Raw genomic sequence first — 23,236 nt, forward strand, 5'->3', positions numbered from 1 at the left:
GGCTTATTTGAAAGTAGGAAGAAAAGATTTTGATAGGGCAGAAAAAGGAACAGGATTGCCACTTGGAGCATATGTAAGACAGGACTCATATGTTCAGTTTTCTGTTTCAATTCCTGACCATGACAATTGTATACTTCATTTGTATCGTAAGGGAGGAGAGAAACCTGTTCAGTCATTTACTATGGATAAAACATGGAAAAGAGGCACAATATTTTCCATTGTAATAAAATTGCCAAATATTGAAGAATATGAGTATTTGTATGAAGTGGGGAATCGCTACTATTTAGATCCATATACTAAATTGCTTACAGGACGAAGTGAGTGGGGAAAAGTAATACCAATGGATGAGGTTTTCCAGGTTAGAAGCAAAATTGTCTCTAGCAAAAATCAAATATGGATGAATGATTTTTTACAAATACCTTTTGAAGAACTGATTATTTATAAGCTTCATATAAGAGGTTTTACGAAAGACCCTTCGTCCAGGGTAAAGCAAAACGGAACCTTTTGCGGAGTTGTGGAGAAAATACCATATTTGAAAGAATTGGGAATAAATGCAGTAGAACTTATGCCTTGTTATGATTTTGATGAGATAATTCAAACAACGCAATGTAATGTGTTTGGTATATCTTCTTCTATTTCAAGAAGCTTGCCAAGGGAATATGTGAATGAAAATGATGGAAGTATGAAGATAAATTACTGGGGTTATACGGATAAAGCCTGTTACTTTGCACCAAAGGCATCTTATTGTGCAGAACCTTTATATGCATGCGATGAATTTATGGAAATGATTTTAAAGTTACATGCAAATGGAATAGAAGTTTATATGGATATGCACTTTGCAGCAGATGTCAATCAGTGTTTAATTGTAGATTGTTTGCATTACTGGGTTTACCAATATGGAATAGATGGATTTGTGCTGAATCAGGAGGCCATTCCACAAAAACTTTTAGCTACCGATCCTGTGTTGGGGAATATAAAATTGTTTACTGGTTCTTGGGATGCAGCAGATATTTATAAGGAATATAAAGAGCCAGCATTTCGAAACCTATGTGAATATAATGATGGATTTATGATAGATGCAAGAAAATATTTAAAGGGGGATGAAGAGCAGGTTGCCAGATTTTCAGATCGGATAAAGCGAAATCCTGGTATGTTTGGTGTGGTGAATTATATTTCAAATACAAATAGCTTTACTTTAATGGATATGGTTTCTTATGATGTGAAGCATAATGATAAAAATGGTGAAAATGGAAGGGATGGTACGGAGTATAATCATAGCTGGAATTGTGGTGTGGAAGGAAAGACAAGAAAAAAAAGTGTATTGGAATTAAGACGGAGACAGATAAAAAATGCTTTGCTTATGCTGTTTTTTAGTCAGGGGACACCATTAATTATGGCTGGGGATGAATTTGGTAATTCTCAGGATGGTAATAATAATCCATATTGTCAGGACAATGAAATTTCATGGTTAAACTGGAGTGGCATAAAAACAAGCAGTTGGATTTTAGAGTATGTAAAAATGCTGATACGGATTAGAAAAGAACACAGGATCCTTCACATGCCTTCAGAACTTAGGATGATGGATTACATTTCGTGTGGATGTCCTGATATTTCGTTTCATGGAACAAGGGCATGGTATTTAGACTGTTCTAATTACAGCAGAGAACTAGGGGTTCTACTTTGTGGACAGTATGCGAAGATTGACAGGAAGCATTGTGACAGCGATTTTTATATTGCATTTAATATGCACTGGGAGGCTCATTTGTTTAATCTTCCCAAACCATTAAAACAATTGACTTGGAAAGTGCTGATGGATACGTCAGAGCCAGAGGAAAAGCAAGATGAAGAAATAGAAATAACAGAAAAAAGCTACGAAGTAAAGGCAAGAACAATTGTTGTTTTCAGTTGTCATGAGTGATAGAAAAGAAGAGGGGAATGGTGACAAGACCACTCCCAAAATATCTTTTCTCTAGCAATTAAAAAAGCATTCAATTAGTTTTTCCAAATCTTCTTGATCAGATGTTCCCATTAACTCACGGGCAGAGTGCATGGCAAGGAGTGGGAGTCCTAAATCTACCGTTTTTACAGGGAGCCAGGAAGAAATAATAGAGCCAAGAGTACTGCCACTTGTAGCGTCAGAGCGATTTACAAATTTTTGGTATGTAATTTTATTTGTCTGACAGAGCTGCTCTACAATTGAGAGTGCTTCTGGATCAAAAGCATATTTTTGATTGCTGTCAAGTTTTAAAACGACACCTTTTCCTAATTCAGTGAAGTTTGAAGGATCATTTTTGCTAAGGTAATTTGGATGAAGGCAATGAGCTACGTCAACGGAAAGAATTAGGCTCCTGTCTATTAATGTGTTATATAGTATGCTTTTCTCCAAATTTAGACATGTAAAAATTTTATCTAGCAATATATTTGTCAGTGAGGAATCTGCACCTTGTTTTGTTCTGCTTCCAATTTCTTCGTTATCAAAGAGGGCAATCATATTGATATTATTTCTATTTGTATCTGCTAAAAGACCTTTTACACATGCCAGTGCAGATGTCAGATTATCTAAACGGGGGGATGAAAGAAAATCTTCTTGCAAACCAATTAGACAAGGATGTTCTGCATTATATATGGTTAAGTCAAAAGTCAAAATATCTTCAGGTGATATCTGCAATTCTTGTGCAAGAAAATTCAGAAAAAAATTATCTTTGTTCAAAGTTTCATTTAGTAAACCCAAAACAGGGCGCATATCGGTCTGTTTATTTAATTCGATTCCTTTATTCACTTCACGATTTATGTGAATGGCAAGATTTGGTATAGTAAGAAGAGGCCGCTTAGCATCAAAGAAAACTACTTTAGGCGCATAAATAGAATCGCTTTTTAAGCAGATTTTTCCTGCGACAGAAAGAGGCCGATCAAGCCATGTATTTAAAATGAGACCGCCGTATGCTTCTGTATTAATCTGGAGATAGCTATGTTCTGAAAGCTCTGCTTTTGGTTTAATGCGAAAACAGGGGTGATCGGTATGTGCTGTAGCCAGGCGGAGATGAGGGCAATTTAAAAGCTCATCCCCTAGAGTAAATGCAAACAATGTGCTGTCATATGGCGTAGTAACGTAGCTTTTTCCTTTTTCCAATGTCCATGGACTGGTAAAGGGAAGTTCTTGAAAACCTTCGTCAATCAGCATTTCTTTGCATTTTTTTACTACATGATAGGGAGAAGTTGCACAGGCGATAAAATCTATTAAATCACTGGTAATATGGTTCATAAAAGACCTTCTTTCTATATGATAATGTGTATTTTTATTTTATTAGACATATGCTATAATTTTAAAATAGTAAAGCTGTTTTGTCAATTTTAGCGAAGAAAATCTGGAGGGATATATGCTCTTAATAAAAATTATTGATGTAAAATCATTTATGACAAAGTTATTGGTTCAGTCTGTATTTGATAATTTTCTGTTATCGGAAGCAGAAATCATGACGTGCAATTTGTTTCAGATAAATGGGAAGGTGAATGAAGAATGGTTTAATGCAGACGAAAAGGAAATAATAGGGACGGAAGAGTATATGAGATGGGGAGAACTGAAATCTATTATTTATGAGATGATTAAGGGGAATAAAAGGCCGGCTTTTTTTAAGCTGGTTTTAATGCTAAATACAGAAAATAAGAAAAAACTGATTCATAGAGTATCTGGACAAAGTGAAAATGAAGTATCTCAATTCTTTTTAAATATGAAATATGAAAAAGATGAAATTCTTATTACAACAGGTGTGGGATATACTATTTTTACCATGAATCGGATATGGCAAAATCAATGGGATTCAGATTTAAAAAAATATTTGAAATATTATGAAATAGCTTATGAAGAATTAACATAAAATTATTAGCACTCACTCTAATTGAGTGCTAATTTTTGCTTGACTTTTTCCAAATTACGTATTATTATAAGAATACAAATAATAAAAATAAGATGTCTACATAAAGACAAATATAATAAAACAGAAAAAGGAGTGTGTACAATGATTCAAGAAAATGGAAGTTTGTCAATTAATTCAGAAAATATTTTCCCTATCATAAAAAAGTGGTTATATTCTGATCATGATATTTTTATTCGTGAGTTGGTATCAAATGGATGTGATGCTATTACGAAGCTAAAGAAATTGGATATGATGGGTGAAGTAACTATTCCAGATGATTACAAGAGTCAGATTAAGGTGATTGCTAATGCGGAGGATAAAACCTTAAAGTTTATTGATAACGGAATAGGAATGACAGCTGACGAAGTAAAAGAATATATTAATCAGATTGCTTTTTCAGGAGCTTCCGATTTTTTGCAAAAATATAAAGATAAGACAAATGAAGACCAGATAATTGGACATTTTGGATTGGGTTTTTATTCTGCATTTATGGTTGCTGATAAGGTGACAATCAATACTCTATCTTATCAGGATGGAGCAGAAGCAGTTTTGTGGGAATCTGATGGTGGAACAGAATTTTCAATGACAGCAGGTGCTAAAGCGGAATGGGGAACGGAAATAACTCTTTATTTAAATGAGGACAGCTATGAGTTCTCTAACGAATACCGTGTTAAAGAAATTTTGGAAAAATATTGTTCTTTCATGCCAGTTGCTATTTATTTTGAAAAGGCAAATCAAGAGCAGGAATTTGAAACAATTGATGCTGCTGAAGTAACGGAAGAAGATGTTGTGGTTGAAAGAATTGTGGAAGAACCAAAAACAGAAGAACGTGAAAATGAAAGCGGTGAGAAAGAGGTAGTTGAGGTTTCACCACGTAAGGAAAAGGCAAAAATCCACAAACGTCCTGTTTCTATCAATGATACCAATCCATTATGGGCTAAGCATCCAAATGAATGTACAGATGAAGACTATAAGGGATTTTACAGAAAAGTGTTCCATGATTGGAAGGAACCATTATTTTGGATTCATCTGAATATGGATTATCCATTTAATCTGAAGGGTATTTTATATTTTCCAAAGTTAAATACAGAGTATGATAATTTGGAAGGTGTAATTAAATTATATAATAACCAAGTGTTTATTGCAGACAACATAAAAGAAGTAATTCCTGAGTTTTTAATGTTGCTAAAGGGTGTTATTGATTGTCCAGATTTACCACTAAATGTATCAAGAAGTGCTTTACAAAATGATGGCTTTGTTAAGAAAATCTCTGATTATATTACGAAAAAGGTGGCAGATAAATTATCTGGCATGTTTAAGGTAGATCGGGAAAACTATGAAAAATACTGGGATGATATCAATCCATTTATAAAGTACGGCTGTTTGAAAGATGAAAAGTTTAGTGAAAAGATGGAAGAAGCTATTATTTTTAAAAACTTAGATGACAAGTATTTGACAATTTCAGATTATATTACTGCTGTAAAAGGTACAGATGCTGCTGAAAAAGAGGAGTCTGATGCAGAAGCGGTTGTAGTGGAAGGTGAAGATTCAGAAGATAAGCCAGAAGAGAATCCAGATATTGTTTATTATGTTACAGATGTGCAGCAGCAAAGCCAGTATATTAATATGTTCAAACAAGAAGGTTTAGATGCGTTTATTCTGACACACAATATTGATCAGCCTTTTATTACACACTTTGAGCAGAAAAAGACATCTGTTAAATTCCAAAGAATTGATTCTGACTTGACAGATTCTTTTAAAGATGAAGCAATTGATGAGGATGCAATAAAAGCAGAGACTGAGACGTTGTCGGAAATGTTTAAAAAAGCTTTGGATAATGATAAACTTGAAGTAAAAGTAGAAAAACTGAAAAATGAAGCTATTTCTTCTATGATTACGCTTTCTGAGGAGAGCCGGAGAATGCAGGATATGATGAAAATGTATTCAATGGGTGGAATGGATGCTGGCATGTTTGGAGGCGGAGAAACTTTAATTCTCAATTCAAATAATAAACTGGTTAAGCATTTGTTAGATAATAAAGAAAGTGAACATGTAAGTATTATCTGTCAACAGCTGTATGATCTGGCAATGCTAAGTCATAAGCAGCTAAGTGCAGAAGCAATGACTAATTTTATTGCAAGAAGTAATGAGATAATGTCGTTAATTGTAGAATAGTTTTTGTATAGACGGAAATTTTATAAATAAGAACAAAGGGAACAGGAAATAATAACACTGTTCCTTTTCTATTTTTATGTGGTATAACGTTGACCAAAAGAGGTTTTTGTGTTAATATTATGTGGTAATAAAAACCACATCACGTAGAGGTTAAATGGAGGATTTATAATGTCATATAAAATTATAGGAGATAGTTGTACAGATTTACCAGAAAAGCTAAAAGAAAATGAGCATTTTTGCTTAGTACCACTATCCATTACAATTGATGGTTATACGATTATCGATGATGAAACATTTAATCAAAAAGATTTTTTAGAAAGAATGGCCGCGAGCCCTAATTGTCCCAGTTCAGCATGTCCTTCACCAGAAGACTATATGAAATTATTTCATGGAGAAGAAGATATTTTTGTTGTAACATTATCTTCTCAGCTTAGTGGTTCTTATAATAGTGCAGTATTAGCTAAAAATTTGTACTTAGAAGAAAATCCTTCAAAAAATATTGAAATAATTGATTCTCGCTCAGCATCTGTCGGTCAGACATTGATTGCAATGAAAATACAAGAATTAGCAGAAACAAAGCTGAGTTTTAGTGAAATAGTCCGAATGGCGAATCAGTTCCGGGATGAAATGGAAACATTATTTGTGTTGGAATCTCTAGAAACTTTAAGAAAGAACGGGAGGTTGTCAGGGATTAAGGCACTAATTGTAAATGCATTAAATATAAAACCAATTATGGTGGGAACAAAAACTGGTGAAATTGATAAAGCAGATCAGGCCAGAGGCATGAATAAGGCTCTTGTTAAAATGGCTGATATTATTGAGAAAAATGCTGTAAATGCTAAAAATAAAGTTTTGGCGATTGCACACTGCAATAATTATGAGAGAGCATTGTTTGTAAAGGATGAAATATTGAAAAGAGTTTCCTTCAAAGATGTTGTTATTGTAGATACAGCAGGAATCAGCAGTCTTTATGCTAATGATGGTGGAATCATAGTTTGCTATTAAAATCGGTAACCCATAGCATTTTCTGTCATATAATGTGGTATAACTAGTAAAGGTTTTGTACCTTGTATGGAAAATGGAGGAAGTGCAGTGGGAGAATTACTTTCGATCAATGAGTTAAGTTATTCCTATCATAATTTGACCGCAGAAACTCTTGCGTTAGAAAATATTAATTGCTCTGTTAATGATGGAGAATTTATTGCAGTTGTAGGACCCAGCGGCTGTGGAAAATCTACTCTATTGTCATTGATAGCGGGATTAATAAAACCAAGTAGCGGATCAATTCTTATAAATGGAAAAGAGACTAAAGTATCAGGAAAAAATATTGGTTATATGCTTCAAAAAGATCACCTTTTAGAATGGCGGAGCACATTTAAAAATCTTACATTAGGTTTGGAAATTCAGCATAAACTGACAGAGTCAAGTTATATTTTAATCAATGAAATGCTGGAAACCTACGGACTGATTACATTTAAGGATGCAAAACCGTCAGAGCTATCGGGAGGGATGCGACAAAGAGTAGCCTTAATTCGGACTTTATTGCTTGAACCTGATATTTTACTGTTGGATGAACCATTTTCAGCACTAGATTATCAAACCAGACTGGAAGTATCAGATGACATATGGGGAATTATCCGAAAGGAAAAAAAGACAGCTATTTTGATTACCCATGATATTTCAGAGGCCATTAGTATGGCAGACAGAATTATTATTTTGACCGAACGCCCTGGAAGGGTTAAAAAAGAGATTAATGTGAATCTGACCATAGAGGGAGAGCGAACCCCATTCAAGGCAAGAAGTGCGCCAGAATTTAAAGACTACTTCAACATGATATGGAAGGAGCTAAATCAAAATGCGAACCTTGTCTAAACGAAAATTGAGATTGGCTGCTGCGGATACAGCAATGTCTCTGGAGCAGCGTCAATATGTTCAAGAATATTTAAATAGAATGAAAAAAATCCGATTCTATCAAGTTGCTATTTTTGTTGTTTTTGTTGGGGTATGGGAAATTTGTACCCGTGTAAAAATTGTGGATCCTTTTGTTTTCAGCAGTCCAGGCAGAGTTATGGAAGCTGTTTTGGAGATGGCTAAAGACGGAAGATTATTTTACCACATGGGAATTACATTGTTTGAAACCTTTTTGAGTTTTGCTCTTGTCAATCTAATTGGAATTCTCGTTGCTGTTTTACTTTGGTGGAATGAAAATATTTCTAAAATACTGGAACCATATCTTGTGGTTCTTAACAGTCTTCCTAAATCTGCACTGGCGCCTGTTTTCATAGTATGGCTTGGAAATAATATGAAAACAATTATAATTGCGGCAATCTCGGTTGCCTTTGTTAAAAAAGTACCATTATGAACTGTTAGAGGAAATGAACTTCAATATTGAGATGTTTATCTACTATAATTTTGTCAACGATTCCAAGCCAGAAGGTTTTCTTCTCTTCAGGATTAAAGTTATTATATAAGTCAATGAAATTGCTGTCTGAAAATTCTTTTTGTATGCTATTAACAGAATGAGTGATACAAGATTTTTGAAGCTGTTTTGTTATGGATTCATATTCTATCCGGTAGGAATCCTTATCAATTAAGTTATCAAGATATAGTTCCTTTAACTTTTCTAAACGATTGACTAACTTTGTTGTATTAAGACGGTTTTTCTTTTCACAGTGGAAACTTTCTATATGAAACATTTGCTTATTCAAATCTTGGATTAGTTTTTCTAGTAACACTTGTTCCAGCTTTTGTTCATTCATTCTTTTTATGTGAGGACATTTTTTAGTGGACACAGCTTGATTGCAACGATAGTAATGAAATTCTTTGTCACCATACTGATTATGATTTATGTTATACATAGCGGATAGGGTATGACCACATTCCTTGCATTGAAGAAGAGTAGAAAATAAATAGACTCTTCCTGCTGCTAATTGATTTTTAAATACGCGCACTTCTCTATATTTTTTAATTCGTTCAAACTGTTGGTGGGAAATAAGAGGCTCATTAAATCCGGAGATTCCTTTAAATTCACCAATATAGATTGTGTTATCAAACATACGCCGGATGGTGTACTCGTAAATATTACAGCCATGTAATTCTCTTGCCATACGCTGACATCCGGCGATGGAATGGTGCATATCATAATAATGAAAAATATCAATTGCAACCTGCTTTGTTTCATCATTTACCAGCAGTTTAGAATTTATAATTTTATACCCAAGGGGAGCCATAGAGGCAGGTGTCTCCCCACGGGCTCGCTTGCTTTCAAATACTGCTTTAATACGTTCGGACGTTCTGTCGGCTTCGTCCTGAGCAATGGAAAGCATAATATTAATGTGTAGTCTTCCATTGGCAGTAGAGGTGTCATAGCTTTCGAAAATAGTTTTCCAATTTACCTGATTTCGTTCAAGTACTTCCTGAACTTTATAGTAGTCCGCAATATTACGAAACCAACGATCTAACTTAGTAAAAATAATAAGATCAATACATCCCTTTTCTACATCGGATAGAAGCCGGTTCAGCTCTTTACGATGACCTAATCTTTTTCTGGCAGTTACTCCTGCGTCTACATAGGTGCCTACTATACACATGTGATGTTTCGCCGCATAGTCTATTAAGGCGTCCTTCTGTGCTTCTAGTGATAAGCCATGTACTTTTTGTTCTTCGGTGGAGACACGAATATATAGAGCAACTTTCTGCATAGAAGTCCTCACGAAGGTTTTATTACTATATTTATAACGTATGTATGAATTTTATGTATCAATAAGTTGAGATTCTAAGCTATTAGTTGAGTATCTGCTTTAGCGATTCTGGAATAGATTTATAAGGCAGACGGATGACACTAAATTTTTGTGGCTTAAGGTGTTTTTTTGATGACAATGGACTATCTACACTGCCATCATCAGTAGCGTCTGGATGGGTGTGGATATAAAATGTATAGACATTGGGATGTAAAGTTACTGTTATTTCATTTTCAAATGTTTTCATTTTTTCGGAGCTAATATCTTGAGTCTGGCCCTTTGTAATGATAATATTAGGATTATTTTGTATTTGAACTGACAAAGTCCTAATCCACTCGGAAAATGCGGTATTTATATCTATTACATTTAATGCATTTGCTGTGAAAATAGTTTCATAATTGTTAGGGCCAGCGGCTTGGGTAAGCTGTGGCAATAAGGATACAACAGTAGGCCAAGAAATTGAATGATTTACTATTAATTGCAATGTTGCCTGTATTTCTTCATATCCACCAAGTGTCGACTGTAAATGCTCAATATGTGCAGGGGAAAGAGAACAATTTGTAAACATCTGATCTGTAATCGTAAGGCATTGTTGAAGAGTAAGTCCGTAACTAATCAAATTCAGCAAGTTTTGGGTGTGAAACATCCAGCTTTTAATATTATTGAAGTTGATGTTTATCTGCATTAAGTCAGAATCAGTAAGTGTATTTAAATCATTTAAAGCTTGCATTTTCAGAACTTTAAGGTTAAGAATATCTAGATGTTTAATAACCTTAATGTGAGCAAGGCTATCAGCATCATTTTCTTTAATTACATCGATACCAAGATCGTCAATACAAAATAAAAGTTTAGTGATATCATCATTGAGTTTGTGATAACAAGCTACGATACAGTCTAGTTTATAACGATTTTCAGATGTATACATATAATCTTTATTCCTGAGTTCTTGAAGTGGATATAGACTGTTAATACGAATAAGTAATTGTCCTTCTTTCTTATCTTCAAAGTTTCCGAAGAATTCTTCAGAATCAAATGCTTCCTCTGCCTCGTCAGAATCGGATGATTCGTCTGGATCGTCTGCTTTATTTTGTTTTTCTATGATGTCTAAAAATTCACCATCATTTTGATTGTTTTCCCCTTCCTCTTCTGAAAGGGTTAGTTTATCGCTAAATGCTATCGCAGCTTGAATTAGCTGTTCTTTTGATTCAAAAGTCTTTACTTCATCAGAGTCGATCCAATTCTGAATTATATGAGTTACGGCATAAGAATGCTCATAATCATTTAAGGCAAGCTCATCTATACTAGTAACCTCATGTAAAGAAATTTCAGTGGCAGGCTTCTTGCCTTTAGCAGGCTTCTTGCCTTTAGCAGGCTTCTGAGGTTTGCCGATTTGAACCTTACATTGAATAATGTCTTCCGGGCTGTTTGGATAAAATGTGTCATTTTCAAAAATATCAGCAAACATATTTTTTTGATTTGGCTTATTAAACTTATTTGAAAATAAAAAATCACCTTGGGGGTGGGAGGTGCTGTTGATAGTAGCAGTTTCCTGACCAGGCTGAAACTCTTTTTTTTCTTCCGTTACAAATTCATTCAAAATTAAAGCCCCTTTCTATAACTATTTATCTAAATTATATATTAATTTACAATGGGAGACAACAAGTTATATGCGATTTTATAATAAAAAAGAGAAACAAGTACAAGGCTAGGTCATAGAATATCTGGAGGTGATATTATGACTAATAAATTAAACAAGAAACCTGATCCAAATAAGATAGTAATAGTAATTCAGCAGATTTTACAAGAAAGAACTTTAGCTGAGAAAATAAAAGTAACTATTTGCGGAGCTTCAAATAAAACAGTATAATGGTATTTTAGTTTAAAGTTGCTTATATTATAATGCAATGTTATAATAAATGCACGCTAGCTAACTGGAAAATAGTAGAAGGACATAGGGATATTATTTTTAAGGGGATGTGAAATATGAAAAATGGAGTAATAGTAAGTGTTATCTGCAAAATAATTACCATAATTATAGGGGTTATGGGTTTGATTGGAAGTTTTGTAAATGCTAGCACATGGGGAACATATGGAACTGGAGGAGTCATTATTTTTGTTCAGTCACTATTTTTAACTTTTTTGGGGTGCATTGTTTTTTATAGTCTCAGTATTATAATTGACTTTCTTATTGACTTAAATGAAAGGGCTTATGATATACAAGTAAATATGGAGAGAAATATTAACAGGTCAAATCCCAATTTATCAAACTCTCAGTTGGATCTTTTAAGTTTAAATAATGGGGATGAAACCAATATGCTTGATGTCGATACATGGAAATGTAAGAAGTGTGGCACGGTAAACAGAAAAGCAAATTCTTTTTGCAAAGATTGCGGTACATATAGATAGAATGGAAAGTTACTTTAGCAAGATAGTTTTATTACTCAATAATCACTATGGTACTTTTTTTACAATCTCGGTTGCAGTATTCGGTACCATAATTACATTATATACTGATTTTAAATCAACGGAAGAAGATAAATTAAAGCTTATTTATACTCTAGGTGGTACGAAAAAAGATGTATTATTTCGGGTTGTATTGCCAGGAAATATTCTTACTATTATAAGTGTAATGAAAGTAAACATTGGATTATCGTTAGTTGGTGTAATTATTGGTGAGTTTCTGGCTGCAAAAGCGGGGCTGGGATATTTAATTATATATGGATCACAGGTATTTAGTTGTGACTACATACAGATTCAGTACAGAAATGTCATTTAATTGCTTTGTAGTCTACATTTTAGCATAACCCCTGGCCAATATGCAAGTAAAATGAATCAGGTCAAATAATAAATATTATAGGGTGAGGGATGTATAATGAATTTGGTGTGGCATATAATATTTGCCGTTACTTTTATTATTTTAATTATTAGGATAAATAAAGCAAATGAACAAAGTACTCAGTATATCCGAATTAAGAAAATATTAATTGCTTTATCCGTAATAATTTATATTTTAGGTTATATAACAGTACTTAATTATTTATATACTATAGCTATTGGATATGTAATTAATTTATTTTTATTAGTATTAAGTAAAAAGAAAACAGACTAATAATTTAATGTTTTAATTTCAGTATCCCTCAATCAATATTTTATAAGCAATAAAAAAAGGATAATCAGAATATGTTTGGTTGTCCTTTTTTTGTTGCTTATAAAGCAACAAAATGCACATATTACCTTTTTTCCTAAGCCAGAGTCGCGCAGCTCTGGCTTAAATTAGTTATGAAAAGGAAAAAGGTAAATTAAAATTTGAAAAGAGAAAGAAGGAGATTGTTTATGTGTAAAGTACTGGCTATTGTTAATCAAAAAGGTGGAGTTGGTAAAACAACCACAGCATTAAATCTGGGCTATGCATTGTCGGAGAGCGGAAAAAAAGTGTTGTTAATAGACCTAGACCCGCAAGGAAGCTTAACAATATCTTGTGGATATGATAACAATGACAACTTGGTAACAACTATTGCATCCCTAATGGCAATGACTATGGAAGATAGGCTGTTACCTGGAAAGAATGATTATATTCTTACAGTTGGTTCAATGGATTTAGTCCCATGTAATATAGAATTATCTGCAATTGAAGTTAGCCTGGTAAATGCAATGAGTAGAGAAAGTATTTTAAAGGCAATTATAAGTGAATTGAAAGAGGATTATGATTATGTAATTGTTGATTGTTCTCCAAGTTTGGGAATGTTAACAATTAATGCATTGGCAGCGTGTAATGGAGTTTTAATCCCAGTAACTCCAGAGTATCTTAGCGCAAAAGGTTTAGAGTTATTATTAAAGAATATTTTAAAAGTTAAAAAGAGGATTAATCCTAGTATTGAAATAAAAGGAATTTTATTAACTATGTATACAGAACGAATGAATTTATCAAAAGAGATTAGAAGCATGATTGAAACAGCATATGGAAAAGTTTTAAATATCTATAGTACGCATATTCCTAAGTCAGTAAGAGTTGGAGAATCAGCATTAAGCAGCAAAAGTATTATAGAATTTGATCAAAAAAATAAAGTAGCGTGTTCTTATCGCGAATTTGCCCAGGAGGTGTTAGCAAATGACGCAGCCAATTAAGAAGTTAACAAGCCTGGATGACATGCTTGGATTAAGTGGCTTTTCTGAACAGAGTGAGGATACAGAAAAAGAAGGAGCAGTTAAGGAAATAGACATTGAACGGCTGGTACCTTTTCAAAATCATCCATTCAAGCTCTATGAAGGAGCAAGACTGGATGACATGGTGCGAAGTGTAAAGGAATTGGGGGTTTTGTCACCCCTAATTGTGAGAACTATAAGCGGAAGATTTGGTACTTATGAAATACTGGCAGGTCACAATAGATGGAATGCTGCCAGGGAAGCAGGACTAAATAAAGTTCCTGTAGTGGTCATGGACGGACTTTCAGAGGAAGAAGCAATGCTCATCGTGACCGAGACAAATTTAATACAAAGATCCTTTAGTGATTTGTGTCATTCTGAGCGGGCATGTGTACTTGCAAAACACTATGAGGCACTAAAATGTCAGGGTAAGAGAATGAGTCTAATTGATGAAGTAAAAAAACTCTTAAATGCGGATGAAATAAGGGATGAAGCAACTTGTTGCCCAGTGGGCACTAAGTTGAAATCTAGTGATATTACAGGTCAATATTATGATTTAAGCGGAAGAACAGTAGCTAGATATCTTCGCATTCATGAACTAATAAATGAGTTAAAAGAATTTATCGATTCAGAAGCTATTTGCCTTCGTGCAGGAGTGGAGCTTTCTTATTTGTCAGAGGATAACCAGATATATCTGGTGGATTTTCTAAACCAAAATGCCTATAAGATTGATATGCAAAAAGCATCTGAGTTGAGGACATTAGAAAAACGTAGTCGGCTAGATAAAGCCACTATGGAAAAAGTCCTGAATGGAACCTACAAACCGAAAAAAGTAGGTTCCAATTCTATTTTAAAGAAAGGAATTAAGCTCAAACCAGTTATGATAAAAAAATATTTCAATGAGGAGCAGAGCCAGGAAGAGGTGGAGTTAGAAATAGAAAAGGCACTAGAATTTTATTATCAGCATAAACCAAAGGAGTGATGAAGTGAAAAAGAGCAGAAAAAAAGGACAGGAAGATAAAAAGAAGGTTATGAAAGACAGACAACAAAACATAGCAGAATGTTTGATTGAAGCAGCAAAAGATTGTCCTGTAGAAGAACTAAAGAAGTATTTATCATAAGGAAGAAGGTGATAAACTGTGAATCAGGAGAAAATTTATTTGAAGGTACCATATAAAGAGAAGGAACAAGTTAAAAAACTGGGTGCCAAATGGGACAGTAAAAGTAAGTTATGGTTTATTACAAATGAACAGGACAGCACCTTATTTTCCAAGTGGATCACTGAGGACGAAGTAATTGTTCCAGATAAGACAGAGGAATTAATTAAGCAGTTAGAGCAAGGCGTACAGGAAGTATTTACAAGTGGTTCCTTTCAGAATTATTTAAATGTATGTTCAAAATTTCATCAATACTCCTTCCTAAATGTAATGCTAATTGTATTACAGAATCCAGATGCAGGAATGGTAAAAGGATACCGAGCCTGGCAGGACGATTTGGGAATGAAAGTGCGAAAAGGAGAAAAGGGAATACGTATTCTGGCACCCATGTTTTATACAACGCCAATTGAACAGACAATGGAAAGAATAGATAATGCAAAAACAATGTTTACAATAGGAAACATTCAAATCATTAAAAATGCCGATAGCAGTTATAAGCTGCGTGTAGGGAGCAAAGTAGTGGAAGGAATCACCCGAGAAAAGCTCAAAAAGTTTATGCAGGAAGATGTGATTGGAAAAGAAATTATTCGATTTCAGGACGTGTATGTATTTGATATCTCTCAAGTGGAACCCATATATATTCAGCAGAAAGAAGGAGATAAGAAGATTCATCCTAAGGCGAAAGCATTTTTAGAAGCAATATTGAAGAAACCCAAAACAATTGAGGCTGATAGTCAGTTAGTAAAAAAGTTATATCAGGCGGTATGGAAAATTTGCCGGATACCTATAAAAGAGAAGGAAATCAAAGAAGCAGGGTTACTGGGGTATTATTCTAGAGAAACAGATGATATTACGATTAAAAAGGGCTTAAATCAGATAGACAAAACCAGGGTGCTGATTCATGAAATGGTACATGCAAGGCTTCATAATCCCAATACAAATTATAAGGAAAAAACACGGAATACTAGAGAAATAGAAGCGGAAAGTGTTACCTATATAGTATCTAAAAAATATGGGTTTGATTTAGCGGATGTCTCTTTTGACTACATCGCTGGCTGGAGCAAAAATAAGGAAGTAAAGGATCTTCAGGAAGTGTTACATACAATCAGAAAGGAATCCCAATCTATAATAAAAGAAATTGACAAGGAAATCTATAAACAACAAATACTGGAGGTTACGGTAGAACAGGAGAATGAGTGGGAAATAGAAGCAGGTTAACCTTTTTAGAGAGGAGTAGTCATGAAGGGAAAAGAATTACAGGAGCTGTACTACCAGGGCGTGCAGAGGCTAATTCATAATTCAGAAGAATGGATAAAATTTTTACAGTATGCAGGCTGCATGTATAAGTACGATTTCAAAGTATTAGTTACTGCCTATATGCAGAACAGTAAGCTGACTCAGTTAGCATCTTATTCAGCCTGGCAGAAGGCAGGCAGAAAAGTAAGAAGTGGTGAAAAGAGCATTGTGGTGCCTGCGGAGAACCGATTTGGCATGGATTATTATTTTGATAACAGTCAGCTTCAAGAACCCATAAAAGCATGGATATGGAAAATAAACAAGGAAAGTAGAGAGGACTTTGAAACACGCTTTATTGAGAGAAATAAGCAGTATCTGGACCATACTATTAAAACCGCTGAGGATATTAGAGCTTGTATCATTATGGAGCAGTTTAAGTCAGTTATTAAAAATGAAAATGATACAGCAGCTGAAATATTATTGAGAAATCATGAGTTAGTTTATAAGAGTATGGAATATATGGTTCAATATCGCTGCAATTTAGAGCAGACAGGAAAGGAAAACTTTTCGGAATTGCATCACATTAATACAGAGGAATTAGATTGCATGGGAACTGGCATTGTAAAGGCAGCAAGAGAAATCTTGTTACAGTCGAAGGAAATTGCAATGGAAATCAGAAAGGAGCAAGAAAATGAACGGAGACAGAAAAACAGAAATAGTGAATGGGATGGAAATGGAGTACGAGGAGTGGGAGGGCATGTGGTTTCCAGTGGTGGAAGGCAGACAAGTGAAGGAGATTCTGGAAGACAAGAAGAACAATTAGAAAATGTAGAGCAAAAAGAAGCAGCTAATAAAGAGGAGGCTTCTTTTTCTATATCATCCAGATACTATGAAATTGATGAAAAGACAGCTACATTAGCACATAGTATGATGTCTTTTGATGATTATAAATTAGGAAGTAAAACGAATGAGTATAGACGTTTGGTAGATGAGGTATATAAAACTGCTGAAAAGATTAAGGAACAAAAGCCAGAGGAATCGGAGAAGGCTTATAGGCTTGCAGAAAGGTATGCTAGAAAACTAGCGGATAACTTTAATGCTGCAAGCCGGATTGGAACTATGTGTCCTTCCGTGATGATTTCAGGAGCCAGTAATTTTCCAGTCAGAAAAAAAGAAAAGCAAAACATGGCTGCTAATAAAAATCATAAAGAATTTTTAGAAATTGAAAAAATAAAGGATAAGCTTGACAGCATTTTAAATGGTCGGGAAGTAATTAAATCTGATGATGAAAACGCAATTAAAAAGTTAAAAGAAAAACTGGAAGGGTGTCCATACATTTCCAGTGAAATGGCAGAGAAATTTAATAGCAATTTGAACAGTAGAAAAGATGCAAAACCATTTCCTAGTTACATACTTCAAAATAACAATCAGAATATGCGCACTATAAAAGAAAGAATTGCTTCCCTAGAAAAAGTTCAAGATAAAGCAGAACAAGTTCCAGAAGAGGTAACTAAATATTTTAAAGTTGTTCGAAATAAGGACAATATGAGGTTACAACTGTTTTTTGAGGATAAGCCAGGGGACGGTTTGCGTGTGGTATTAAAACAAGGTGGATTTAAGTGGTCTCCCAGTCAGGGAGCTTGGCAAAGACAGTTGAGCCAAAATGCGGAGATTGCACTAAAAAGAATAATGGAGCAGTTGCATCAAGCGGAAGTGTCAGCTTCGCAAGACATGTATCAAGAGGATTTGGAAGAAGAAATGGAGATATGAAATGATTCATTCAGAGTCAGAGAAGGAGGTGATGCGGAAAAAGAAGCAATAAAGCTGGTTTAAAAAATGTAGGAAGCAGAGCAGGAACTGAAAACGGTATTTTAGAGAGGTGATTTTTTGATGGATGCAGTTAACGGAGATCTGGAGAAACTATTTAATACACATACGCATGAAGAAAGGAGTAACACGATGCCATCGAACGAAAGACCCGAATTGATAGCTGGCGATATCATTTCATTCAAGAATAAGCTGTGGAGAGTTGAGAGCAATAACGGGTTCATGCTATCGGCTAATAATTTAGACCCAAACGATAAACACATCACTTTTAGTTGGATTGGAAATATTATTGGACATGAATATACACTTGTTTCAAGAGTGGGGCAAGAAATTACAGCACTAGACGAAGAAAATAATAGCCGTTTCCCTGATTTAGTTTTAGTTGCAAATGTGCAAGGTATTGAATTTTATTCAAACCCAAACAATCCTACATTACTTATTACCTATAATGAGAATTACACGATTGAGGCTGATGAAGACGCACAGAGAGCGTGTAAACGTATTTTTGAGCATTACTACAGCGAAAATTTAGCAGAAAATATTGAAAATCAGCAAGCAGAATGGGATAGAATTGGCACCCAGATTGCTACACGTTATTACGAGCCTCACTATGAGGACGGTGATTTTATGAATAAGGAGGTCATTCAAATGGCAAAGAAAAGAGTAAAACCAGTAGGACTGGAGGAAAGAGAAGAGGCAAAGCATCCAGAAGTGGAACTAGCCAATAGTATCAGTATTATGGACTATGCAAGAAAGAAAGGATACGTCATTGACTTTGAAAACGACAGGGTGGCAGAAATTCAGGACGTTTTGACAGATAATCTAATTTCCGTGAATAAGAAAAACAATTCATGGGAAGTAGAAGACGCAGATGGTACAACGGCACATGGTAATACAATCAGGTTTGCGAAAAGAATGGGCGAAATGCATTGGACAGCAGCCATGGATACGCTGGTGGAAGACAGGGCAAAGTACCTATCAGCAGAGGAATATAATACAGCTTATGAGAAGGAACACCAGCCAGAGAAAATAGAAAATGTGATAAAAGACAAAGAGCCAGTTCCAGAACATTCAGAAAGCCAACCACAACCAAAGATTCAGGAAAAGCAGACTCAGGAAGAGAACCAGGTGCAAGCGGAACAAAAGGCACCAGAACAACCAGTTCCTAAGTTAGCTGAATCAGATATGGAAAAAGAAGAAGAAGAAGAGATCTTCCACTCTCTCCACTCGCCGAAAAAAACGTTTAGTAGAGAGCAGCTGGCAGAAATTATTGCTGGTACAAAAAAAGGACTTGATATTAAGGTGTTTGACAAGCTGGAGCTGGCACCTGTACAAATGAAAGAATTAAGGCTTGCATTAGAAGATGGTGTAGACCTTAGCAAGTTTGCATTTGCTTCGGTACCAGCCGCCTACGTAAAAGAAGTAAGATTAGCAGTAAAGGATGGATTAGACATCAAACCGTTCCGGTTAAAAAATAAGGAATGCGTCTTTACGACAGATCAGGCAAAAGAAATCCGCCTTGGAATGAAACATGGGTTAACAGCGGAACAGCTGAAGATAATTGCTAAAAAGGAACTAGGTGCAGATGTGATGAAAGAGCTGCGGTTAGGAATGCAGGATGGACTGGAAATTATGAGCAGCTTTAATACTGGGAATTATACCGCAAAAGATATACATACAATACGAATGAATTTATTTGTAAAACAAGTGATGGAAACTTTGAAAGAGCAGCTTTCTAAATTGTACAATACGATTCACGAAGCATTGAGTAATCGTCTGAAGGTGCAGCATCCAGACCTGACACAGGAAGAAATCCAGCAGGAAGTATCCATGGACATGAAAGATACGGTAAAGGAGATTTGTGAAGCCATTGAAGATGAAGTTGCAGACAAGTCCATTGAGGAAAAGAAAAATATCCTGGTGAAGGTGTTTGATAAGGTAGTGGAAATTGGAAATGCCATTGAAGAAGTAACCAATGAAGATAAGGCAACCGCATTTGAACATGCAGCGGAAAAGTATATTGATACGGTGGAAGAAAAGTCATTGCAGAAAAATGCAAGGGAAAGCCTGAAGGAGGGTTACGTGGAAGAATTCTTCCAATACGAAGAGAACCATAATATTCAGATTGCAGAATTCTGTCAAAAAGTAATTGCGGATACCAGTCTGGGAAATGACCAGAAGGTAGAATTATTACAAAAAACATTTGGAAATTTATATGGAGCAAAGGCAACTCAAAGCTTACTGGAGCATTTACCAGAACCACAGCCCAAAGTACCAGAAGTAGTACAGGAAATGGAGATTCAAACAGAGTATGTAGAAGAATCTGAACTGGAGCCATAACAGTAATTGTTACGGTTCCTTTTTTATGTATGGGAGGTGAAAGGGTTGATTTATTGTGATAGAACACCCAAAGAATATAAAAAATATACACAGGAGCAGATTGATCGGGCAGACCAGACCGATTTGTATGAACTGGCAAAATACCGGGGATATGAAGTCCGGGATAAAAGCCATAAGTTAGCAGAAATCCGGCACCAGGGAGGACTTGATATTAATAGGAACAAGAATACTTGGTATTGTCACAGTGCCCAAACAGGTGGCGGACCAATCCAGCTTCTGATTTATATGGAAGGATTGAGCTGGCTGGAGGCAGTACAGAATATTCTAAATGAGGAAGGCGCATATGAAGTTTTTATTCCAAATCAGGAGCAGGATAGGGAAAAGGAAACGAAGGAAAACTTTCAGCTGCCCGAAAAAAATACCACCTATAAGCATGTGTTTGCTTATTTGGTTAAGACAAGAAAAATACACCCTGACATCGTAAATGAGTTTGTAAAGAATAAGCTGCTTTATGAAAATGACAAAAAGAGCTGCATGTTTGTTGGAAAGGATACCGAGGGAAAACCTCGGTATGCTGCCATACGAGGTACCAATACAGTAGGAACTTCCTTTAAAGGAGAAGCTGCACAATCAGACAAGCGTTATGGCTTTGCTAGACCAGGTAAAAATGGTGTGCTAACGATATTTGAAGCACCCATTGATGTATTAAGTTATATGACTATCTATAAGATACATGGCTTGGAAAAAATGATTCAGGACGAGCATTTACTAAGCCTGGGCGGTGTCAGTGACATTGCCCTGGAACAGTATTTATATGATCATCCAGAAGTAACAAAAATCAAAATGGGATTAGACCAGGACGAAGCAGGAATAGAAGGGTGCAACAAAATAGCAGAAAAATATGCTGACCGCTATGCAGTAGAACGGATTCATATGAAAGAAAAGGACTTTAATGAGGTGTTGATTCAAGATATTAACCGTATTCTGGCTAAACAGGAGATAAAAAGGATGCAGGAGCAACAGCTGGAACAGGAGGAGCTGGAGGCGGCGATATAGGAGAAGAAACAGAAAGGAAGTGAAATTTTGAATTTAGAAACATTAGCAATGAATTACTATGAAAAGAAAAAGGAGAGTATTCTAGACATCATGGAAAGACATCCCTACAATTATTATACATTCATAGATTATGAACAAAATGAAGCAGGCGGGGCTAGATCTTTTATATCTTATGCATTAAGGGAAATGAACTTACCAGAAGAAATTAGAAATGCGGTTGATGCCATAGAAAAAGATTTTAGTCAGTTTATCTTTATTAAATTGAATGAGCAGCGTCAAGTAAGTAATTACTTGTTTCAATATTCGTTGGCAAGGAATATGCAAAAAATAATTGCAAAACCAACGGATGAACAAGTTCCTATGCTTAATTTTTTTCAAAAAAATCTGAAAGATGCAGAAACTCAAATGCATATCCTCAAAGAAAGTCTCCCTGAAAGTTTTGACTTAAATAAAGTTGCTGCTTATTATGAGGTTTGGGAACAAGATTATCGTAAAACACAAGAAAAGCAGCGGAGAAATGAACTTAAAAAACTGGAAGAAGATATGGAACAAGATTACTGAAAGAGTAGTAACAATCACTAGATAGAATGGAAAGGAGGGAGCGTATGGCATATCAAAAGGATTTTGTACTTGAGAGTAAAGATAATGGTAAGTCAGGCATCATTAAGTTGGAAGAAGTGCGTAGTCAGAAGGAGCAAACACAGCAAAGATTACAGGCTTATAGCAATTTGAAAAAGAAATAGGAAGGAAACTATAATTGAATTGGGAGGAGGAGTGCTATGAGAAGATTTGCTATTGGAGAAGAAGTCAGGATGTCATATGACAGTTATGATCGTCAAGATATAATTAAGGCGGTAATTCTGGATACCAAATACATATGGCCATTTAAGATGTATGCAATTGAATATCAATATAAGAATGGAACGGAAATATTGACAAGGATAGAATGGTTTTTTCCTTGTTACATTGTGAAAATACATAAGAAATAAAAATTTCTTTTTCCGTATCTAATCAAAAATCTAAAAAACTGATATTTAACTGGCAAGCTTCCCCCTTGTACGACTAACGTCGGACAAGGAGCTTGTCGGGAGACCCGAACCCCAGATGTGGGAAGTATCCCACGCCCTCTAATAATAAAGTGAAGAGATAACTCAGAACTTTAAGTAGTCGATAGTTTCATTAGAGACTTTATTCCGAAAGAAAGTGAGAAAACATGAATAAAGAGAAAGTTAAGAAAATTATATTAACCATTTCAATAGTATCTATGATAGGAACAATGTTAACAGGGTGTGAAAGAGAAGCTGATAGAGTGTCATATAATGTCTCTCAGCAAGCTGACAATTTTAACGTAATCAGACGTCTAACAGTTATTAATGCAAGAACAGATAATCCTATATTTGAGCTTATCGCGGCTTTTTCATTAAAGGTTGATCAAGAAGACAATCAACTTGAAATTATATGTGAAACAGGTGATGGAGAATACAAAAAACATTTTATTGGTTTAAATGATTGGACATTATATGTTGTAGAAGATATTAGTGGTGCTGATGTGAATAAGTATCATTACGAGGTCAATTTTTTACCAGATATGATAAATCCAATTACATTTACTAATGAGGATTGATAAATCAGCTGTTTTAGAAATATA

The 23,236-nt window shown here is 35.0% G+C and carries 22 protein-coding genes and 1 pseudogene; 20 read left to right on the plus strand and 3 right to left on the minus strand.

Annotated elements, in window-relative coordinates; all coding sequences use genetic code 11:
- The first annotated feature begins 7 nt into the window (after positions 1-7).
- Positions 8-1,918, plus strand: coding sequence for an alpha-amylase family glycosyl hydrolase (locus BM305_RS07915; RefSeq protein ID WP_092560157.1), 1,911 nt, complete (start codon positions 8-10; stop codon positions 1,916-1,918).
- 51 nt (positions 1,919-1,969) lie between these two features.
- Here the strand turns inward: BM305_RS07915 and BM305_RS07920 are convergent, their stop codons facing one another.
- The gene (locus BM305_RS07920) at positions 1,970-3,262 is read right to left on the minus strand and encodes a M18 family aminopeptidase (protein WP_092560158.1); all 1,293 of its coding nucleotides are present in this window, start codon (positions 3,260-3,262) and stop codon (positions 1,970-1,972) included.
- A 115-nt stretch (positions 3,263-3,377) separates the two neighbouring features.
- On the opposite strand from BM305_RS07920, the gene BM305_RS07925 reads away from it, so the two are divergent.
- The 5 genes from BM305_RS07925 (at position 3,378) to BM305_RS07945 (ending at position 8,451) form a co-directional block, all read left to right on the plus strand.
- On the plus strand, positions 3,378-3,875 hold the full coding sequence (locus BM305_RS07925; protein ID WP_092560159.1) for a DUF5721 family protein: 498 nt from the start codon (positions 3,378-3,380) through the stop codon (positions 3,873-3,875).
- A 141-nt stretch (positions 3,876-4,016) separates the two neighbouring features.
- Entirely contained in the window at positions 4,017-6,089 is a 2,073-nt protein-coding gene (gene htpG, locus BM305_RS07930) for a molecular chaperone HtpG (RefSeq protein WP_092560160.1), read from the plus strand.
- Positions 6,090-6,257: 168 nt separating this feature from the next.
- The gene (locus BM305_RS07935; protein ID WP_092560161.1) at positions 6,258-7,094 is read left to right on the plus strand and encodes a DegV family protein; all 837 of its coding nucleotides are present in this window, start codon (positions 6,258-6,260) and stop codon (positions 7,092-7,094) included.
- 66 nt (positions 7,095-7,160) lie between these two features.
- Positions 7,161-7,961, plus strand: coding sequence for an ABC transporter ATP-binding protein (locus tag BM305_RS07940; RefSeq protein WP_092560162.1), 801 nt, complete (start codon positions 7,161-7,163; stop codon positions 7,959-7,961).
- Entirely contained in the window at positions 7,945-8,451 is a 507-nt protein-coding gene (locus BM305_RS07945) for an ABC transporter permease (protein WP_092560163.1), read from the plus strand. The genes BM305_RS07940 and BM305_RS07945 overlap by 17 nt, the downstream gene beginning before the upstream one ends.
- Positions 8,452-8,455: 4 nt before the next feature.
- Here BM305_RS07945 and BM305_RS07950 read toward each other — a convergent pair whose 3' ends face one another.
- Together BM305_RS07950 and BM305_RS07955 are read right to left on the minus strand one after the other, a co-directional pair.
- Positions 8,456-9,790, minus strand: coding sequence for a recombinase family protein (locus BM305_RS07950; RefSeq protein WP_092560164.1), 1,335 nt, complete (start codon positions 9,788-9,790; stop codon positions 8,456-8,458).
- An 82-nt stretch (positions 9,791-9,872) separates the two neighbouring features.
- Positions 9,873-11,426, minus strand: coding sequence for a hypothetical protein (locus tag BM305_RS07955; protein ID WP_092560165.1), 1,554 nt, complete (start codon positions 11,424-11,426; stop codon positions 9,873-9,875).
- A gap of 138 nt (positions 11,427-11,564) precedes the next feature.
- Between BM305_RS07955 and BM305_RS19625 the strand changes: the two genes are divergently transcribed.
- The 14 genes and pseudogenes from BM305_RS19625 to BM305_RS08015 all read left to right on the plus strand — a co-directional run bounded on the left by BM305_RS19625 (position 11,565) and on the right by BM305_RS08015 (position 23,212).
- Entirely contained in the window at positions 11,565-11,696 is a 132-nt protein-coding gene (locus BM305_RS19625; protein ID WP_272481952.1) for a hypothetical protein, read from the plus strand.
- Positions 11,697-11,812: 116 nt separating this feature from the next.
- The gene (locus BM305_RS07960; RefSeq protein ID WP_092560166.1) at positions 11,813-12,235 is read left to right on the plus strand and encodes a hypothetical protein; all 423 of its coding nucleotides are present in this window, start codon (positions 11,813-11,815) and stop codon (positions 12,233-12,235) included.
- A gap of 61 nt (positions 12,236-12,296) precedes the next feature.
- Positions 12,297-12,605, plus strand: a pseudogene (locus BM305_RS07965) (ABC transporter permease); the annotation flags it as partial.
- 557 nt (positions 12,606-13,162) lie between these two features.
- A complete protein-coding gene (locus BM305_RS07975; protein WP_092560168.1) occupies positions 13,163-13,954 on the plus strand; it encodes a ParA family protein in 792 nt (263 codons plus the stop codon).
- Positions 13,938-14,954: a ParB N-terminal domain-containing protein gene (locus tag BM305_RS07980; RefSeq protein ID WP_092560169.1), complete on the plus strand. Its 1,017-nt coding sequence runs from the start codon at positions 13,938-13,940 to the stop codon at positions 14,952-14,954. The genes BM305_RS07975 and BM305_RS07980 overlap by 17 nt, the downstream gene beginning before the upstream one ends.
- A 4-nt stretch (positions 14,955-14,958) precedes the next feature.
- Entirely contained in the window at positions 14,959-15,093 is a 135-nt protein-coding gene (locus tag BM305_RS19630) for a hypothetical protein (RefSeq protein ID WP_272481953.1), read from the plus strand.
- Positions 15,094-15,132: 39 nt separating this feature from the next.
- The gene (locus BM305_RS07985) at positions 15,133-16,347 is read left to right on the plus strand and encodes a DUF5710 domain-containing protein (RefSeq protein ID WP_143099148.1); all 1,215 of its coding nucleotides are present in this window, start codon (positions 15,133-15,135) and stop codon (positions 16,345-16,347) included.
- A 21-nt stretch (positions 16,348-16,368) separates the two neighbouring features.
- Positions 16,369-18,135, plus strand: coding sequence for a hypothetical protein (locus BM305_RS07990; protein ID WP_092560171.1), 1,767 nt, complete (start codon positions 16,369-16,371; stop codon positions 18,133-18,135).
- A gap of 189 nt (positions 18,136-18,324) precedes the next feature.
- Entirely contained in the window at positions 18,325-20,532 is a 2,208-nt protein-coding gene (locus BM305_RS07995) for a hypothetical protein (RefSeq protein WP_143099149.1), read from the plus strand.
- Positions 20,533-20,577: 45 nt separating this feature from the next.
- Positions 20,578-21,588 carry a DUF3991 domain-containing protein gene (locus BM305_RS08000; protein ID WP_092560173.1) on the plus strand — a complete coding sequence of 337 codons (1,011 nt, stop codon included), beginning with the start codon at positions 20,578-20,580 and terminating at the stop codon, positions 21,586-21,588.
- 27 nt (positions 21,589-21,615) lie between these two features.
- A complete protein-coding gene (locus BM305_RS08005; protein WP_092560174.1) occupies positions 21,616-22,149 on the plus strand; it encodes a hypothetical protein in 534 nt (177 codons plus the stop codon).
- 44 nt (positions 22,150-22,193) lie between these two features.
- Positions 22,194-22,331, plus strand: coding sequence for a hypothetical protein (locus BM305_RS18985; RefSeq protein ID WP_177214624.1), 138 nt, complete (start codon positions 22,194-22,196; stop codon positions 22,329-22,331).
- 36 nt (positions 22,332-22,367) lie between these two features.
- The gene (locus BM305_RS08010; protein ID WP_092560175.1) at positions 22,368-22,577 is read left to right on the plus strand and encodes a hypothetical protein; all 210 of its coding nucleotides are present in this window, start codon (positions 22,368-22,370) and stop codon (positions 22,575-22,577) included.
- Between the two features lie 224 nt (positions 22,578-22,801).
- A complete protein-coding gene (locus tag BM305_RS08015; RefSeq protein WP_092560176.1) occupies positions 22,802-23,212 on the plus strand; it encodes a beta-sandwich lipoprotein in 411 nt (136 codons plus the stop codon).
- The last annotated feature ends 24 nt before the right edge of the window (positions 23,213-23,236 follow it).

Origin of the sequence: Anaeromicropila populeti, from assembly GCF_900112775.1 — a bacterium.
Classification (GTDB): Bacteria; Bacillota; Clostridia; order Lachnospirales; family Lachnospiraceae; genus Anaeromicropila_A; species Anaeromicropila_A populeti.

Excerpts from the sequence above, each read along its gene's own strand:
- BM305_RS07920 (WP_092560158.1), bottom strand. The coding sequence starts at position 3,262 with ATGAACCATATTACCAGTGATTTAATAGATTTTATCGCCTGTGCAACT.
- BM305_RS07925 (WP_092560159.1), top strand. The coding sequence starts at position 3,378 with ATGCTCTTAATAAAAATTATTGATGTAAAATCATTTATGACAAAGTTA.
- htpG (WP_092560160.1), top strand. The coding sequence starts at position 4,017 with ATGATTCAAGAAAATGGAAGTTTGTCAATTAATTCAGAAAATATTTTC.
- BM305_RS07935 (WP_092560161.1), top strand. The coding sequence starts at position 6,258 with ATGTCATATAAAATTATAGGAGATAGTTGTACAGATTTACCAGAAAAG.
- BM305_RS07940 (WP_092560162.1), top strand. The coding sequence starts at position 7,161 with ATGGAAAATGGAGGAAGTGCAGTGGGAGAATTACTTTCGATCAATGAG.
- BM305_RS07945 (WP_092560163.1), top strand. The coding sequence starts at position 7,945 with ATGCGAACCTTGTCTAAACGAAAATTGAGATTGGCTGCTGCGGATACA.
- BM305_RS07950 (WP_092560164.1), bottom strand. The coding sequence starts at position 9,790 with ATGCAGAAAGTTGCTCTATATATTCGTGTCTCCACCGAAGAACAAAAA.
- BM305_RS19625 (WP_272481952.1), top strand. The coding sequence starts at position 11,565 with ATGACTAATAAATTAAACAAGAAACCTGATCCAAATAAGATAGTAATA.
- BM305_RS07960 (WP_092560166.1), top strand. The coding sequence starts at position 11,813 with ATGAAAAATGGAGTAATAGTAAGTGTTATCTGCAAAATAATTACCATA.
- BM305_RS07975 (WP_092560168.1), top strand. The coding sequence starts at position 13,163 with ATGTGTAAAGTACTGGCTATTGTTAATCAAAAAGGTGGAGTTGGTAAA.
- BM305_RS07980 (WP_092560169.1), top strand. The coding sequence starts at position 13,938 with ATGACGCAGCCAATTAAGAAGTTAACAAGCCTGGATGACATGCTTGGA.
- BM305_RS07990 (WP_092560171.1), top strand. The coding sequence starts at position 16,369 with ATGAAGGGAAAAGAATTACAGGAGCTGTACTACCAGGGCGTGCAGAGG.
- BM305_RS07995 (WP_143099149.1), top strand. The coding sequence starts at position 18,325 with ATGCCATCGAACGAAAGACCCGAATTGATAGCTGGCGATATCATTTCA.
- BM305_RS18985 (WP_177214624.1), top strand. The coding sequence starts at position 22,194 with ATGGCATATCAAAAGGATTTTGTACTTGAGAGTAAAGATAATGGTAAG.
- BM305_RS08010 (WP_092560175.1), top strand. The coding sequence starts at position 22,368 with ATGAGAAGATTTGCTATTGGAGAAGAAGTCAGGATGTCATATGACAGT.
- BM305_RS08015 (WP_092560176.1), top strand. The coding sequence starts at position 22,802 with ATGAATAAAGAGAAAGTTAAGAAAATTATATTAACCATTTCAATAGTA.